This window comes from Croceibacterium xixiisoli, from assembly GCF_009827305.1.
Taxonomy (GTDB): Bacteria; Pseudomonadota; Alphaproteobacteria; order Sphingomonadales; family Sphingomonadaceae; genus Croceibacterium_C; species Croceibacterium_C xixiisoli.
Window position 1 is genome coordinate 290,288 of sequence record NZ_WTYJ01000003.1, and the last position, 16,643, is coordinate 306,930.

The following is a 16,643-nucleotide window of genomic DNA, read 5'->3' on the forward strand; positions in this document are numbered from 1 at the left end:
GCGGGCCCGTAGCTCAGTAGGTAGAGCAGCTGACTTTTAATCAGCGGGTCACAGGTTCGAATCCTGTCGGGCTCACCATTTTCCGCAAATCTCCCCTGCACTATGTTCGCGGATCACACCTCCGCCGCCGTATTCGGCTGGCGGCTCCGGTCGCGCCATGACCGCCTGCGATAAGGCGAAGCTGTAACGCAAGATTACGGTTTCAATCCCCGTTACAGCCTTGTCGCCGGATTTTCCGATGCTTAGCCGCTGCAGCCAGGCGGTCCACCGTCACATTCACCCAATGTCGAAGGATGGATCGTTGCAGGCGAAGAGGATGGCCGATCGCCGGCTGCCGGAATTATTTGAGCAGGCGAATTCAACGGCAGCGCCTGCAGTATCACGCCGCGATGCGACCTGTGGCGCTCTGACCGATGGCCAATTGGTCATGCTGACGCTCAATGGCGGCAAACGCGCCTTCACCACCTTGTCGAACCGCTATGACCGCCCACTCCGCAGGCTGATCACGCGCCGCACGGCCAATATCCATGATGTGGATGACATCGTGCAGTCGGTCTGGATCAAGGCATGGCAGGCGCTCGGTCGCTATGACGTCTCGCGCCCCTTTCTCAACTGGCTTTCGGTGATCGCCACCAACCAGTGTCGCGATCATCACCGTCGTTCGGTCAGCTATGCCACCATGCTGGTGGCTTCCACGCAGTTGGCCGCAGGGCAGGGGCACGGAACTCTGGCGGCAGACGATATCGTCGCATCACGCCACGCGCTGGCGGATGTGCGACGGCAGATGCAGGATCTGGCCCCGTCCTTGCGCGAAGCCCTGGTGGAAAGCATCGAGCATCAGGCCAGCCATGCCGACATCGCACATCGCCTGAACGTTTCGCCCAAAGCGATCGAGATGCGCATACGCAAGGCGCGGCAGCATTTGCGGGCCGCATTGCCCCATCTGATGTGATAGGCAACCCGCGCCGGCGAACCGGCGCGGGCTGTCAATTACAGCGTGATGCGCAGGCTGGCGTAGGCTGCGCGCGCATCGGCGGGGGCGTGCAGGCTCTTTTCGCCATCCCACCAGACATAGTCATAACGGTCATTGGTCAGATTGCGGATCTGGCCCGCAATCTCGACCTTCGGGTTCAGACGATAGGCGATTTCGGCATTGAACACCGCATATCCGCCAAACCGGCCGGGCAGGTTCGATGGGTCGATCTCGTAATTCGACTGGCCATTGCCGGTCAGCGTCAGGCGAAGCTGATCGGTCGGGCGATAGTCGATCCCGCCGGAAAGGATGAATTCCGGAACGTGATTGATCTTGTTGCCCAGCTGTTCCGGATTGGAGGGGTTGGGCTGCACGATCCGCCCATGCTGCTTGGACACCGCCACCCACAGATTGATGTCCGACGTGGGTTTGAAGTTCGCCTGGGCGTCGAACCCGATGCGGCGGGTCTGGCCGATATTGGTGTAGACAGCGGTCAGCTCGTTATACAAAACCTCCCCGGTGGCGACCTGCTTCCAGGCGGCGATGCGGCCTTCGAACCAGGATCCCTGGCTCAGCTTCAGGCCCAGTTCCCACCCATCGTTGTATGACGGGCTGAGATTGGTCGTCTGCGGCGGAATCAGATAGCTGGCTGAACCCAGCCCCACCTGGAAGGTGCGGCCATAATTGCCATAGGCCGTCACGCCGTTGATCGGGGTGATCGCCGCGCTGATCTTGGGCTGGCCGATCGTGCCGTAATCATTGACCGGATAGGTCGATCCACCGATGCGGTCTTCGAAATTGCCCTCGATCCGGTCGATGCGATAGGCGGGGGTGATGCGCAGCCAGTCGGTCGGCTCGATCACCGCCTGGATGTAACCGCCATAGTTCGAAAAATCGAAATATTGCGCGATGACATAGGAATTGCGGACCCGCTCGGTCGTCAGATAGCGGCCCAGATGGTTGTCCTGGATCTGGAAATCGGCGCCCACTTCGAATGACAGGGCATGCAGCAGATTGCCGACATCGGGCTGCCAGTTCACGGCTGCCAGGCCGCCATATTGCCGCTGCTTGGTGATCCGTTCCTGCTGGGAAATGCTCTCCGAAAACCGCACGAAGCGCGTGTCGTCGAAATCGATCATGAACAGCTTCGCCCGGGTGCTGAGCTGCGATGTCACATCGGCATCGAAATGCAGGCTGTAGTGCTGGATCTTGCGATTGCCGCCATCCGTCGCGGAGACAGGATAGGACTGGCGTGGATTTTCAGCGGAATCCTCTGCCGTCAGGAAGCCGGGTTCCTGGCCCTTGCCATGGTAATAACGGGCAATGGCACCCAGGCTGAAACCCTCGCCATTGTAGAACCACTTGCCCGAAATGTTGAAACGGTCGCCCTCTGCATGGTCGCGATATCCGCCCGTGTGGCGATAGCCGACGAAATAGTTCTGGGTGAAGGCGCCGGTTTCATAGCCGGCCGATAGCTGGCCATCATAGGTGCCGAAGCTGCCGCCCGATGCCTTGGCATCGACATAGGTGCCGCCCTGGCGGGTCGAAATGTTCACATTGCCGGCAATGTTGTGCAGGCCGTAACGCGGATCGGATGTGCCGCGCACCACCTCGATCCGGTCGATATCCATCGGCTGGAGCGCGTCGAGCATCCATGAAAAGCCGTCATTGGTGTTGCTGGGCACACCATCGATCAGCACCTTGACCGCATTGATGCCGCCTTCGCCATTGAAACCGCGGAAGGAAATCGCGCCGGCGGTGCTGGGACCCTGGCCGAAATTGGTGGTCAGCACGCCCGGCATGCGGGAAAAAAGCTGGAAGGTCGCGTCGACATTTTCCCGCTGGGCTATCGATCCCGACAGCACGTCGACCGAAGTCAGCACCTTGGAAATCCGGGTCTGGCGGTCGGCCGTCACCACGATCTCGCCGATCGTCAGGCTGGTGTCGGTGGTGGTCTCGGCGGATGTCGAATTCGTGGCGCTCGCAGTTTGGGCCTGCGCCTGACCGGCAAGAAGAATTGCCAGCGTGATACCGACGCTGGGCAGGACAAATCTGGACATGAAACCCCTTTCTTGGCGCGCCGCCGACGCAGCGCGCATGTTCACCGGCATTTACGCATCAGCACAGGCTGCCCCTCCACCGCCAGATGCAAATTTTCAAAATTTCTGCAGGGCAAAGCAGTTCATCTGCGTAAAGGCCTATATGCCATTCGCAGATTCTCTTTCGTCTCGATCTCCCCAAATCCCCTGTTCCCGCCGCCAGGCACTGTTTGGCGCGGGCGCGTTTCTGGGCCTTGCTGCCTGCGGTCAGCCGCATCTGGACGCGGGCGAGGGGATATTGCGCGTCATCGGGCCGTGGGATCTGGGCGGTTTCGATCCCACCAAATCCGGCGCCATGTTCAGCCGCCTGCAGATCGCCGAAACGCTGATCGAATCCGACAATGCCGGCACGCCGCTTCCCGGGTTGGCGACCGGATGGACGACCTCGCCCGATGGTCTGGTTTGGACATTCCGGCTCCGTCCTGCGGTGCTGTTCCACGACGGCAGCACGCTCAACGCCGCCCACACCGCCTGGGCGCTGCGCCGGGCGATGGAACCACCGGCCACCCTGTCGCTGGCTCCGGTTGCGGACATCACTTCTCAGGGGGATGACATGGTCATCATCCGCCTGACCAAACCCTTCGCACCGCTGCTGCATCTGCTGTCGCACACCAGCACGCAGATCTGGGCACCCGCCGCATTTGGCCCGAACGGCGATGTCCGCAATGTGATCGCCAGCGGGCCTTACCGCCTCACGCGCTTCGAACCGCCGTTGCGCATGGATACGGCATTCTTCGCCGGGCATCGCGGCGGCCCCCGTTCGGTCAAGGGCTCGGCCTATATGACGGTCAGCCGGATGGAGACGCGCACGCTGATTGCAGAGGGGCGCCAAGCCGATCTCATCTATTCGATCGATGCCCCGTCAGCGCGCCATATCCTGGCAGACAGCCGGAACCAGATCATCGCGGCACAGATGCCGCGCACGCTGATCCTGAAGGTGAATTCCGGCAACCCGAAGCTGGCCGATCTGCGGGTGCGGCGCGCCATCAGCCTGGCGATCGACCGGCAGGGGATCGCCAGCGGCATCTTGCTCGATCCTTCGCTGGCGGCGGGGCAATTGTTCCCACCCATGCTGCAAGGCTGGCACGATCCCGATCTGCCGCCACTGGGCCGGAATGTGGAACAGGCTGGCGATCTGCTGTCGCAGGCAGGCTGGCTGAGAGAGGGGGACGGCATCCGCAGGCGCGATGATCAATCTCTGCACATCACGCTGAAGACCTATTCCGACCGCGCGGAATTGCCCGTGCTGGCGGCCGCGCTGCAGGAACAACTCCGGCTGGTTGGCATCGCGGTCGAGGTGCAGATCAACAATTCCAGCGATATCCCGCTGTCGCATCGCGACAAGACCGTGGAACTGGCGCTGGTCGCCCGCAACTATGCCAATTTCGTCGATCCGACCATCTCGGTCATCCAGGATTTCGGGCGCGGCGGCGGCGATTTCGGGGCCACCGGCTGGGTCAATCGGCCGGTCGAACAGGCGATCGACGATCTGCTCACCCATGGTGATCCCGATGGCCGGCGCAGGCGCGGCATCGCGCAGGTGCTGCAGGCAGAACTGCCGGTCATTCCGATCAGCTGGTACATGGAACGCGTCGCCCTCAGTGATCGTGTTGCGGGTGGTGTCTCCTTCGATCCCTATGAACGGACGCTGCGGATCGCCGATGTGCGTCTGGCTGGGGGGCGGTCATGAAGCTTGCTCCGATCCTGCTTCGCCGGCTGATCCAGGCGGTGCTCGTCGCGCTGGTCATTTCCACGCTGGCCTTCTTCCTGATGCGCAGCCTGCCCGGCGATATGGCGTTTCGCGTTGCTGCCGGGCGCTACGGCCCGGACATGGTCTCTGTCGCCGCTGCCGAAGCCGTTCGGGCAGAACTTGGCCTCGGGCGACCGATGCTGGAGGCGCTGGGAATCTGGCTGGGCCGGTTGGCCAGCTTCGATCTGGGGGTTTCCTTCGTCAATGGCGGCTCCGTTGCGGCGCAGCTCGGTCATGAACTCGGCTATACGCTGCGGCTGGCCTGTGCTGCTGCCGTGGCTGCCTTCATCATCGCGGTTCCCGTCGGCGTCGCGGCGGGTTCTCGGCCCGGTGGGCTGATGGACAGGGGCAGCCTGGTGGTGTCGGTCATCCTGCGCAGCGTGCCGCCATTTCTGATGGGCTTGGTGCTGATCATCGTGTTTTCGCTCCAGCTCCAATGGCTGCCGAGCGCGGGCTATGAAAATCGCGGCTCTGACATTCTGCCGGCGCTGACGCTCGGGCTTGGGCTCGCCGGTCCGATGTCGCGCATCGTGCGCGAAGCTGTCTTTCAGGTCCGGTCTCAGCCGTTCCATCTGTTCGCCCGGACCAAGGGGCTGGGCGCCCGCGCGGTGATGCTGCGCCATACGCTGCGCAATGCCGCCGTGCCGGTGGTCGCCTATTCCGGCACCCAGCTGGCGCTGCTGATCGAAGGCGTGGTGGTGGTCGAATCGCTGTTTTCCTGGCCGGGCATCGGCCACGCGCTGGTGCATGCGATCTTTGCCCGCGATGTGCCGATGATCCAGGGGGCCATTCTGGTCATGAGCCTGGGCTACGTCGCCCTCAATGCCCTGATCGATATAGCGGTTCGCGTGATCGATCCCCGCGTGGAGGAACCGGCATGATCACGGATGACGATTTCCTGCCCGATCTGGCCGAACGGCCATGGCTGACGCGGCAACGCCAGCTGGGCATTGCCATTCTGGTGCTTGTGCTGCTCTTCGCTGTCGTGCCGATTGTCACGGCGCCCGATCCCCGCGTGCAGGATCTGACCCGGGTGCTGCAATCGCCTGACGCGCTGCACCTGCTGGGGACGGACCAGCTGGGCCGCGATGTGCTCGCGCGCGTGTCGGCCGGTGCGCGGCTGACCTGCGGCCTGGCGCTGCTGTGCGTGCTGACGGCCGCCTGCATCGGCAGCGCCGCCGGTCTGGCGGCGGCTTGGTGTGGAGGCTGGGTCAATCGCACATTGGCAACAGTGGCGGACATGATCCTGGCGGTTCCCGTCCTGCTGATCGTGCTGTTGCTGGTCGCCTTCGCGCCCGGCCATCTGCTGCCGATCTATCTGGCCCTGGCATTGAGCATGTGGGTGGAATATTTCCGGCTGGTTCGCGCCCATGCCCTGCGCGTGCTGGCCAGTCCGCATGTGGAATCCGCCCGTCTGCTGGGCTTCAGTCCCGCCTATGTCACCCGCTGGCACCTGTGGCCTGAACTGGCGCCTTACGTCGGCTCCGTCATGGTCATGGGCACCGCCACGGCGGTTCTGGCTCTTGCGGCGGTTGGTTTCGTCGGCACCGGCCTGCGCCCACCAACGGCAGAGCTGGGCCTGATGATGAGCGAATCCTTCGCCTATTGGCGCGATGCGCCCTGGCTGCTGTTGTCGCCGGTGGCCGTGCTGGTCGCCGGGGTGGTCGGTCTCGCACTTACCACCGGTCTGGGGGAGGACCGGCCATGAACGCCCTCACAGTCGAAAACCTGTCGATCCGCCACCAGGATCAGATCTTGCTGGAACCGGTCAGCTTCACGGTGGGGGCGGGCCAATGCATCGTCGTGCTGGGGGAAAGCGGATCGGGAAAATCGCTGCTGGCGCAGGCGATCCTGGGGCTCCTGCCACACGGGCTTGCTGCCGATGGCAGCGTTATCCTGAAAGATCAGCGTTTCGATGCCGGGGATACGGCCCTGCGTCGGCAGCGCTGGGGACGGGAATTGGGCCTGCTGCCGCAGGAACCGTGGCGCGCGTTGAACCCGACCATGCGCATTGGCGACCAGGTGGCGGAGGTGCATGCGCTGGTTCGGGGTCGTCCTTGGGCGGAGGCACGCTCCACCGCCCGCGCCGCCCTGGCAGACATGGGGCTGGCCGATGAATATCGCAGCCTGCCGCATCGTCTGTCGGGCGGCATGGCCCAGCGCGCCACGCTGGCCGCAGCGCGGGCCGGTGGCGCCTCGATCCTGATTGCGGATGAACCCACCAAAGGCCTGGATATCGCCTTGCGCAGCCGTGTGGTCGACGATCTGAAATCCGTCATGGTCGCTGGTGGCACGCTGTTCGTCATCACCCATGATGTGCAGGTCGCGCGCGATCTGGGTGGCGAAGTCATCGTCATGCGCGGCGGCCAATTGATGGAACGCGGACCTGGCGACACTCTGCTGACGGCGCCAGCCAGCGCCTATACCCGCGAATTGCTCGCGGCAGATCCTGCGTCCTGGCCTACCGCTGCGGCTCCGCCTGCCCATGGCGACATGATCCTGGCAGCGACCGATCTGGCCAAGACCTACGATGGAAAGCAGCTGTTCGCCGGCCTCGATCTCAGCCTCTCCCGGGGTGATCGGGTCGCTTTCGTCGGTGCCAGCGGCAGCGGCAAGAGCACGCTGGGCGATATTCTGATCGGCGTACGCAAGCCTGACCGGGGAAGTGTCCGGCGCGGCGGCGGCCTGTCGGCGCTGGCCTTCCAGAAACTGCATCAGGATCCCGGTGCGGCCTTTGCTCCATCGCTCAGCCTGGCGCGGGCCTTGAATGATGCCGTGCGGCTTCATGGACGGAAATGGCAGGATGTCCGGCAATGGATGCGGCGGCTGGGATTGAGCGAGAGCCTGCTTCCGCGCAAACCCGCTGCGCTGTCGAGCGGGGAACTGCAGCGCTTTGCCTTGTTGCGGATCCTGTTGGTCCGGCCGGCGCTGATCTTCGCCGATGAACCGACTTCCCGCCTCGACCCCATCAACCAGCGGCGCGCGCTTGAGCTGTTGGCAGAGGTCGCCGCGGAAGAAAACATCGCCCTGCTGCTGGTAACGCATGATCCGGATGTGGCGCGGGCCATCGCGCCGCTGCGCCTGCATCTGCCGCTGACCGCACAATAGCCAGCGATGAGCATCACGCCCCGCCTTGTGCGCAACCTTGTTCGCAAGATCCATCTCTGGCTCGGGCTGACGATCGGCCTTTGGCTGGTGGTGATGGGGCTGACGGGCAGCCTGCTGGCGTTCTATCCCCGCATCGACGCGTGGCTGAACCCTGTTGGTGCTGTGGGTCAGCCGGCGGCATCGATGGACGAGATTTACGGCCTGCTGCGGGCAACCTATCCCGAACGTTCAGCCCATTGGCGCATCGAGATCGCCCCAGCCGGTCAGCCGTTCCAGGCCCGGTCGCTGTCGGCCGAAGACATGGCCGGCACCAGATTCGCGCCGCTGATGGTGTGGATCGATCCGCATGATCCGGCGATCCTGCGGTCGGAGCAATGGGGCCGCTATGCGATGACCTGGGTCTATGACCTGCATTATCATCTGCAATTGGGGCCGCGCGGGGCGGTCGTGGTCGGCGGGTTCGGCCTGCTGACGCTGATCTTGCTGCTGACAGGTCTGGTGAACTGGTGGCCGCAACCAGGCTCCTCATTCCGCAAGGCGCTGAGCCTGCGGCGCGGGGCTGCGCCTGTGCGAACATTGTATGATGTGCACAGACTGGTCGGCATCGGCGGCATGGCGCTGTTGCTGCCAATGGTGCTGACCGGCGTGATGATGAGCCTGCCTGCCCCCACGCAAGGCGCGCTGTCCCTGTTCATGCCGGTCAGCGTACCGGTGTCGCCTGCTCCGGTGCTCGAACAGGCTGATGATGGGCGGCAGGTGTCGATCGAAACGGCGCTGGGCACCGCCCGCAGCATTTTCCCCGCTGCGCCCCTGCGCTGGATCGAAACGCCCGCGTCAGGCGCTGCCAATTATGCGTTCAAGTTCGAAACGGCGGGCGATCCCAACCGCCGCTTCCCTCATTCCACCGTCTGGGTCGACCGGCATAGCGGCAGGATCGCAGGCACGCTCGACGCCGGGAAACGGGTCGGGACTGCCTCTGTGGCGAGCTGGTTCTATCCGTTGCACAGCGGCGAGGTGCTCGGCCTGCCGACCCGGATCGTGGTCTGTCTGGCCGGTTTGCTGCCGCTGGTGCTGTTCGGGTCTGGTCTCTGGCGCTGGCTGTTGATCCAGCGACGCCACCGCACTCCGGCCGCCGGATGAGCCAGAATCCGCCCCGAATGGACAGGCCATGATCGATCGGGTTAGTCATCACCCGTGCTGCGGATGATCGCCTTGAGCCTGAAGCGCCATTTGGCGGTGCTGTGCCTTGCACTGACGCTGATCCATTCCGGGGCGGCGACGGCGCAGATCCTGGACCGCGTGCAGCATTCCGCTGGCGATGTGGCGCAGCATGATCATGGGTTTTTCAGCGCGATCATGCTGGATGACGATCATCACGACCACCACGAAGACCATGATCATCACCCGGATGCTACAGATCATGATCGCGCCGTCGATGATCTGCCCGATGGCGCCCAGCATCACCATCATGGCGATATCGCGCCGGGCTTGATTGTGCGCGATCTCGCAGGGGAGGCTGCGGTCATGCCGGATCGCACCCCGCGCGAATTTCGGTCGGATCCGCATGTTCCCGGATATCGGCAGGCCGGCCCCGAACGGCCGCCCAGATATCTGGCGCTGAACCGCTGAGGCGCGGCGGTCCCGCGTGAAACGCGGGTTGTAACCGTAAATAACTGAAAGCGGGTGCGGCCGGGCTCTATCGCCTGCCGCCATCCGACCTATCCGAAAAGGATACCGACAATGAAGAAACTCGCGGGAAACAGCGGGGCTGTGGGGGCTGGGCTGGCTGGCTCGACAATGCCGTGGCGCTATCTGCTGCTGGCGGCCTGGCTGCTGTTCTATTCCGCCGCCGCCTTTGCCCATGACGTGGCCGAAGGGGACAAGGCCTTTGTCCAGAGCATCAGCGGGCCAGCCTTCGGCCCTTTCATGTATCTGGGCGCCAAGCACATGGTCACCGGATATGACCACATCCTGTTCCTGATCGGGGTGGTGTTCTACCTCTATCGGCTGCGCGACGTGGTGGTCTATGTCTCCATGTTCACCATCGGCCATTCGCTGACCCTGATGGGCGGCGTGCTGCTCGGCGTCGGGGCCAATGCCTATATCATTGATGCCATCATCGGCCTGTCGGTGGTCTACAAGGGGGTCGAAAACCTCGGCGGGTTCCGCAAGATTGGCCTGAACATCAATCCCCGTCTGGCGGTGCTGGTGTTCGGCCTGTTCCACGGCATGGGTCTGGCGACCAAGCTGATGGATCTGCAGGTTTCGGAAAACGGCCTGCTGATCAATCTGATCGGTTTCAACCTGGGCGTCGAAGTCGGCCAGGTGATCGTGCTGTCGGTGGTGGTGTTCCTGCTCAGCAGCTGGCGCAGCACCGCCAGCTTCGCCAAGGGCGCGTTCTCCGCCAATGTGGCGCTGATCATCGCCGGCCTGGCGCTGACCGGATATCAGCTGATGGGCTATTTCGCCGCCTGATGGATCGGTTCACTGCGCGCGGCGGCGGGCGTTCTGCCTGCCGCCGCGTGCAACATTATATGTCCAAGGGAAAACTTTGCGCCTGCAGGCCTTGTCCCCATGCGGTTCTTTCTACCATAAAGGCTGACAATCCACACAGACGGGCAACCAGCCAGCAGGGAGGAAGCGGAAGACATGAGTGATGCGAGACTGTTGATACTGGTTCTCGCACTCCCCTTCCTGGGCAGCATTCTCGCCGCATTTCTGCCGACCCGCGCCCGCAACGCAGCGTCCTTCATGGCCGGCCTCATCGGCCTGATCGCCAGCGCCCTCCTGCTCAGCTTCTATTCCACGCTCGCGACCGGGCAGACGGTCCGTCATGTCGCGCCGTGGCTGCCCTCGCTCGGCCTCGATTTCACCCTCCGCCTCAGCGGCTTCACCTGGCTTTTCGCCCTGCTGGTGCTCGGCATCGGCACATTGGTGGTGCTCTATGCCCGCTATTACATGTCGGAAGAGGACCCGGTTCCGCGCTTCTTCAGCTTCCTGCTGGCCTTCATGGGCTCGATGCTGGGCGTCGTGCTGTCGGGCAATCTGATCCAGATCGTGTTTTTCTGGGAGATGACGAGCCTCTTCTCCTTCCTGCTGATCGGATATTGGCACCATAATCAGAGCGCGCGCGACGGTGCGCGCATTGCGCTGATCGTCACTTGCCTCGGCGGGGTCTGCCTGCTGGTCGGCATGCTGCTGCTCGGGCATATCGCCGGCAGCTATGATCTGGATGTGGTGCTGGGCCGGGGCGATATCGTGCGCGCCCATGCGCTCTATCTGCCGATGCTGATCCTGATCCTGATCGGTGCCTTCACCAAGAGCGCGCAGTTCCCGTTCCAGTTCTGGCTGCCGCATGCCATGTCCGCGCCGACCCCGGTGTCGGCTTACCTGCATTCGGCGACCATGGTGAAGGCGGGCATCTTCCTGCTGATCCTGCTGTGGCCCGTGCTCGCTGGCACGCAGATCTGGTATCTGATCGTCGTCACTATTGGCTTGGCGACGCTGCTGGTCGGGGCTTGGTCGGCGATCTTCCAGCATGATCTGAAGGGGCTGCTGGCCTATTCGACGATCAGCCATCTGGGCTTGATCACGCTGCTGCTGGGGCTGGGCAGTCCGCTCGGGCTGGTCGCGGCGATCTTCCACACCGTCAATCACGCCACCTTCAAGGCTTCGCTGTTCATGGCGGCGGGGATCATCGATCATGAAACCGGCACGCGCGATCTGCGCAAGCTGTCCGGCCTGATGAAGTTCATGCCGATCACCGCCACGCTGGCGATGGTCGCGGCGGCGGCCATGGCTGGGGTGCCGCTGCTGAACGGCTTCCTGTCCAAGGAAATGTTCCTGGCAGAGGCGCTGGAATCGCAGAGCGGCACGCTGCTTGACTGGGCGCTGCCGATCCTGGCCACGCTCGCCAGCATGTTCAGCGTGCTCTATTCGATCCGCTTCATTCATCAGACCTTCTTCGGCCCGCCGCCTGTCGATCTGCCGCACACCCCGCATGAGGCACCGCACTGGATGCGCCTGCCGATCGAGATTCTGGTGCTGGCCTGCCTGGTGGTCGGCATTATTCCCACGCTCACCATCGGCCCCTTGCTGCAGATCGCGGTCCGTTCGGTGCTGGGCGACCGCACACCGGATTACAGCTTGGCCATCTGGCACGGTTTCAACATGCCCTTGTTGATGAGCGTGATCGCGCTGGTCGGTGGCGTGCTGCTCTATCGCCGGTTCGGCGGGCGGCTCAACGCCATGACCAATTCGCCCTTCATCGGTCGGCTCAAGGGCCGGAGAACCTTCGAAACGGTACTGGCCGCGCTGATAGACGGCGCCAGCGCTCTGCACAGGATGGTCAGCACCAAGCGGTTGCAGGTGCAGCTCCGCATTCTGATCGTGGTCACGCTGGCCGCAGGATCGATCGGTTTCCTGACCTATGGCTACAGCGTCGGCAATGGGCCGACCATCATGCTCGATCCGATCTTCGCGGTGCTGTGGATCCTGGGCGGCGCCTCCGCCATCGGCGCGGCGGTGCAGGCGAAATTCCATCGGCTGGCGGCGCTGGCCATGGTCGGCGTGGCCGGGCTTTCAACCTGCATCAGCTTCATCTGGCTCTCCGCTCCCGATCTGGGGCTGACCCAGCTGCTGGTGGAAAGCATCACGCTGGTGCTGATGCTGCTCGGCCTGCGCTGGTTGCCGCAACGCCTGCCGGAATTCTGGCCGGGCGGGCGAACGCCGTTCAATGTGCGGCTGCGGCGCGGGGGTGACATCCTCATCGCGGTGGCGGCCGGTCTGGGCGCGGCGGCCATCGCCTATGCCATGATGACCCGCCCTGAACCCGAAGGGATTTCGCGCTTCTTCCTGGAACAGGCCTATCATGGCGGCGGCGGCACCAATGTGGTCAACGTCATCCTGGTCGATTTCCGCAGCTTCGATACGCTGGGGGAAATCACCGTGCTGGCGATCGTCGCATTGACCGTGTTCTCCCTGTTGCGCCGTTTCCGCCCGGCCGCCGAAAGCGTGGAACTGCCGGTCCAGCAGAAGGTGCAGAACGCTTTCGATGCAGGCCGTGAAGATCGCGAACATGGCGATACGGCGGCCCATTATCTGCTGGTGCCGCGCGTGATCATGGAATGGATGTTCCCGATCATCCTGACCTGTGCGCTCTATTTCCTGATCCGTGGGCATGATCTGCCCGGCGGCGGTTTCGCCGGTGGGGTCACCGCCTCGATCGCGATCCTGCTGCTCTATATGGCCAGCGGCACGCGTTCGGTGGAAGCGCGTCTGAACATCCAGCCGGTCCGCTGGATCAGCGTCGGGCTGATGTTCGCGGTGCTGACCGGGATGGCCGCATGGCTGGCCGGCTATCCGTTGCTGTCGACCTATTTCAGCTATCTCGAACTGCCGCTGATCGGGGATATGCCGGTGGCCAGCGCGCTGCTGTTCGACATCGGCGTCTTCTCGGTGGTGGTTGGCACGACGGCGCTGATCCTCATCGCGCTGGCGCATCAGTCGATCCGCACCCCCCGTGCCCCCAAACCCGAAAAGGCACCGGACAAGATACCCGATATGGAGGGGGACACATAATGGAAGCCGTGCTCGCTCTTGCCATCGGCGTCCTCACCGCATCCGGGGTCTGGCTGGTATTCCGCCCACGCACCTTTCAGGTCGTGCTGGGGCTGGCGCTGCTGTCCTATGCCGTGAACCTGTTCATCCTGGCCGCTGGCCGGCTGCGCACCGATGCGCCGCCGATCATCGGCAAGGATGTGGTCGATCCCACGCTTTATGCCGATCCGGTACCGCAGGCGCTGGTGCTGACGGCCATCGTGATCTCTTTTGCCACCACCGCGCTGCTGCTGGTGGTGCTCATCGCGTCGCGTGGCCTGACCGGCACCGACCATGTCGATGGCGAGGATGACCAGTGACCGGCAGCATGCAGCATCTGATTGTCGCGCCTGTCGTTCTGCCCATCGCCGTCTGCGCGGTGATGCTGGCGTTCAACGAACGCCGGCGCATGCTCAAGCGGGCCCTCAGCCTGGCGACCACTGCGGCCCTGATGGTCATCGCCGCGCTGATCCTGTGGCAGGCGGACAAGACCGGCGTGCCGCAGGTCTATCTGCTCGGAAACTGGTCGGCACCTTTCGGCATCGTGCTGGTGGCGGACCGGCTCTCGGCCATGATGCTCTGCCTGGTCAGCGTGCTGGGCTTTACCGCGTTGCTCTATTCCTTTGCCCGCTGGGATCGGTCGGGGCCACGTTTCCACGTGCTGTTCCTGCTGCTGCTGGCCGGGGTCAACGGTGCGTTCCTGACCGGGGATCTGTTCAATCTCTTCGTGTTTTTCGAAGTGCTGCTGGCGGCTTCCTATGGCCTGATCCTGCATGGTGCGGGCGAAGAACGGACCCGGGCCAGCCTGCATTACATCACCATCAATATCGCCACCTCGCTGCTGTTCCTGATCGGCGTGGCGATGATCTATGCGGTTACCGGCACGCTCAACATGGCCGATCTGGCGGCCAGGATGGCCACCGTCCCGCCCGAAGATCTGATGCTGCTGGAAGCGGGCGCGGCGGTGCTGGGCATCGCCTTCCTGGTCAAATCGGGCATCTGGCCGCTCAGCTTCTGGCTGGTGCGCACCTATGCCGCAGCGGTCCCGCCGGTTGCTGCCGTATTCGCGGTCATGACCAAGGTGGGCATCTATATCGTCCTGCGCCTCAATTCGCTGCTGTTCGGCGGGGCGTGGGCGGAAACGGCGGGTTTTGCCGACAACTGGCTGATCTGGGCCGGCTTCGCCACGATTGCCTTCGGGGTGCTGGGCATCCTCTCGGCCCGCACGCTCAGCCGCGTGGCCGGTCACTACGTGCTGGTATCCTCCGGCACGCTGCTGGCCGTGATCGGCATGGGCGGCCTGGAACTGACATCGGCCATGCTGTTCTATCTGGTCAGCTCCACCCTGTCCGTCGGCGCGCTCTATCTCATCATCGAACCGGTGGAACGCAATGCGGATGAAGATGACATCATCCCCGGCCTGGAAGAACCGGTGTTCGATGACGAATACACCGGCGCGATCGAGGAAGAGGAAAATGAGAAGGGGATCGTCATTCCCGGATCGATCGCGGTGCTGGGCGGCGGTTTCATCTTCTGCACGCTGCTGCTCGCCGGTCTGCCGCCGCTGTCCGGGTTCATCGCCAAATTCGCGATCGTCGATGCGCTGTTCAGCGGCCCGGTGATCAGCGCCAAGGCGTGGATCCTGATCACGCTGATCATTCTGTCCGGCCTCACCACGCTGGTCGCGCTGACCCGCGCGGGGATCGATCTCATCTGGACCCCGGCGGAGGATTCGCCGGTCCATCTCAATGTCACGGAAATCGTGCCGATCGGCCTGTTGCTGGCCGCCTGCCTGGTCTCGATGATCCTGGCCGGCCCGATCTTCAGCTATATGGAGGCGGTGGCTGCCGATCTGGGCGATGCAAGTCTCTATATCGACGCGGTCATGAACGCACCGCGCGCCGGTGAGCCCGAAATGGGGGAGGCACTGTGAAGCGCATTCTGCCCTTTCCGCTGCTGTCGGCCACGCTGTTCACCATGTGGGTGCTGCTTACCGGTTTTTCGCCAGGGCATATCGTGATCGGTGCTGCCGTCGCGGTCATCGTGTCGCGGGTGATGCTGGCACTGCAGCCGGAACCCTCGAACATTCGCATCAGCAGCGCGATTCCCCGGCTGGCAGGGCTGGTGTTCGTGGATATCCTGCGATCCAACATCGCCGTGGCCCGGATCGTGCTGTTCAAACCGAAGGAGCGCAAATCGGGCTTCATTCACCTGCCGATCGAATTGCAGAACCCCTATGCGCTGGCGACCCTGGCGGTGATCATGACGGCCACGCCCGGCACGCTGTGGCTGCAGCATGATGCCCGCAACCGGCGCGTGCTGATCCATGTGCTGGATCTGGTCGATGAAAGCGAATGGGTCGATCTGATCAAGAACCGGTATGAGCGGCTGCTGATGGAGATTTTCGAATGAACTGGCCCATCCTCGCGCTGGCGATCACCGCCGCCCAGGTGCTGCTGGGCCTGGCGATGGGCTGCGCCGTCTATCGCGTGTTCCGTGGCCCCCGCGCGCAGGACCGTGTGCTCGGGCTCGATGCGCTTTATCTGTCGGGCATGCTGCTGCTGCTGACCTATGGCATCCAGACCGGCCGCACGCTGTTTTTCGAAGCGGCACTGGTCATCGCGCTGCTGGGCTTCGCCGGCACGGTCGCCCTGGCCAAATTCCTGATGCGGGGGGAGGTGATCGAATGATCCAGTCGCCCGATCTGCCGCTCTGGGCAGCCATCATCGTCGGCATCTTCGTGCTGCTGGGGGCATCGATCACCTTGATCGGGGCGCTCGGGCTGATCCGGCTCAACAGTTTCTACGAACGGGTCCACCCGCCCACGCTCGGCCCCACGCTGGGCACGATCTGCATCCTGGTCGCCTCGATCACCTGTTTTTCCACGCTGCAGAGCCGGCCGATCGTGCATGAATTGCTGATCGGCCTGTTCGTGACCATGACCACCCCGGTCACCCTGATGCTGCTGGCCCGCGCAGCCGTCTATCGCGACCGCAAGGAAGGATCCCCCGACGTTCCGCAGGAATGAGTGGATACAGCCAGCCCCACAAAAGAAAGGCCCCGCCGGAGCGGGGCCAAGGGAAGAGGGACTGTTGTTCCGGACAAAGGGGAGGGA

The 16,643-nt window shown here is 63.6% G+C and carries 15 protein-coding genes and 1 tRNA gene; 15 read left to right on the top strand and 1 reads right to left on the bottom strand.

Annotated elements, in window-relative coordinates; all coding sequences use genetic code 11:
• Positions 1-2: 2 nt before the first annotated feature.
• Together GRI97_RS15005 and GRI97_RS15010 are read left to right on the top strand one after the other, a co-directional pair.
• Positions 3-78, top strand: a tRNA-Lys gene (locus GRI97_RS15005).
• Between the two features lie 238 nt (positions 79-316).
• A complete protein-coding gene (locus tag GRI97_RS15010; protein ID WP_161392014.1) occupies positions 317-952 on the top strand; it encodes an RNA polymerase sigma factor in 636 nt (211 codons plus the stop codon).
• A 38-nt stretch (positions 953-990) separates the two neighbouring features.
• Here GRI97_RS15010 and GRI97_RS15015 read toward each other — a convergent pair whose 3' ends face one another.
• The gene (locus tag GRI97_RS15015; protein ID WP_235917867.1) at positions 991-3,033 is read right to left on the bottom strand and encodes a TonB-dependent receptor; all 2,043 of its coding nucleotides are present in this window, start codon (positions 3,031-3,033) and stop codon (positions 991-993) included.
• Positions 3,034-3,175: 142 nt separating this feature from the next.
• On the opposite strand from GRI97_RS15015, the gene GRI97_RS15020 reads away from it, so the two are divergent.
• From GRI97_RS15020 to mnhG, 13 genes are all read left to right on the top strand, one after another.
• Positions 3,176-4,762: an ABC transporter substrate-binding protein gene (locus tag GRI97_RS15020; protein ID WP_161392016.1), complete on the top strand. Its 1,587-nt coding sequence runs from the start codon at positions 3,176-3,178 to the stop codon at positions 4,760-4,762.
• A complete protein-coding gene (locus GRI97_RS15025) occupies positions 4,759-5,703 on the top strand; it encodes an ABC transporter permease (protein WP_161392017.1) in 945 nt (314 codons plus the stop codon). Before GRI97_RS15020 ends, GRI97_RS15025 begins: the two co-directional genes overlap by 4 nt.
• A complete protein-coding gene (locus GRI97_RS15030; RefSeq protein ID WP_161392018.1) occupies positions 5,700-6,530 on the top strand; it encodes an ABC transporter permease in 831 nt (276 codons plus the stop codon). The genes GRI97_RS15025 and GRI97_RS15030 overlap by 4 nt, the downstream gene beginning before the upstream one ends.
• Positions 6,527-7,930: an ABC transporter ATP-binding protein gene (locus GRI97_RS15035; RefSeq protein ID WP_161392019.1), complete on the top strand. Its 1,404-nt coding sequence runs from the start codon at positions 6,527-6,529 to the stop codon at positions 7,928-7,930. The genes GRI97_RS15030 and GRI97_RS15035 overlap by 4 nt, the downstream gene beginning before the upstream one ends.
• 6 nt (positions 7,931-7,936) lie before the next feature.
• Positions 7,937-9,070 (top strand): PepSY-associated TM helix domain-containing protein, encoded by a 1,134-nt coding sequence (locus GRI97_RS15040; RefSeq protein ID WP_161392020.1) that lies wholly within the window; start codon positions 7,937-7,939, stop codon positions 9,068-9,070.
• A gap of 63 nt (positions 9,071-9,133) precedes the next feature.
• Entirely contained in the window at positions 9,134-9,559 is a 426-nt protein-coding gene (locus GRI97_RS15045) for a hypothetical protein (protein WP_161392021.1), read from the top strand.
• Positions 9,560-9,670: 111 nt separating this feature from the next.
• On the top strand, positions 9,671-10,405 hold the full coding sequence (locus GRI97_RS15050; protein WP_235917868.1) for a HupE/UreJ family protein: 735 nt from the start codon (positions 9,671-9,673) through the stop codon (positions 10,403-10,405).
• Between the two features lie 174 nt (positions 10,406-10,579).
• Complete coding sequence (locus GRI97_RS15055; RefSeq protein ID WP_161392022.1) at positions 10,580-13,510, top strand: monovalent cation/H+ antiporter subunit A; 2,931 nt, start codon at positions 10,580-10,582, stop codon at positions 13,508-13,510.
• Positions 13,510-13,848, top strand: a complete 339-nt coding sequence (locus tag GRI97_RS15060) for a Na+/H+ antiporter subunit C (protein WP_161392023.1) — start codon at positions 13,510-13,512, stop codon at positions 13,846-13,848. The genes GRI97_RS15055 and GRI97_RS15060 overlap by 1 nt, the downstream gene beginning before the upstream one ends.
• An 8-nt stretch (positions 13,849-13,856) precedes the next feature.
• Positions 13,857-15,461, top strand: coding sequence for a monovalent cation/H+ antiporter subunit D (locus GRI97_RS15065; protein WP_161392024.1), 1,605 nt, complete (start codon positions 13,857-13,859; stop codon positions 15,459-15,461).
• Positions 15,458-15,940, top strand: a complete 483-nt coding sequence (locus GRI97_RS15070) for a Na+/H+ antiporter subunit E (RefSeq protein WP_161392025.1) — start codon at positions 15,458-15,460, stop codon at positions 15,938-15,940. The genes GRI97_RS15065 and GRI97_RS15070 overlap by 4 nt, the downstream gene beginning before the upstream one ends.
• Positions 15,937-16,218, top strand: a complete 282-nt coding sequence (locus tag GRI97_RS15075; protein WP_161392026.1) for a K+/H+ antiporter subunit F — start codon at positions 15,937-15,939, stop codon at positions 16,216-16,218. Before GRI97_RS15070 ends, GRI97_RS15075 begins: the two co-directional genes overlap by 4 nt.
• Positions 16,215-16,556 carry a monovalent cation/H(+) antiporter subunit G gene (gene mnhG / locus GRI97_RS15080; protein ID WP_161392027.1) on the top strand — a complete coding sequence of 114 codons (342 nt, stop codon included), beginning with the start codon at positions 16,215-16,217 and terminating at the stop codon, positions 16,554-16,556. Before GRI97_RS15075 ends, mnhG begins: the two co-directional genes overlap by 4 nt.
• The last annotated feature ends 87 nt before the right edge of the window (positions 16,557-16,643 follow it).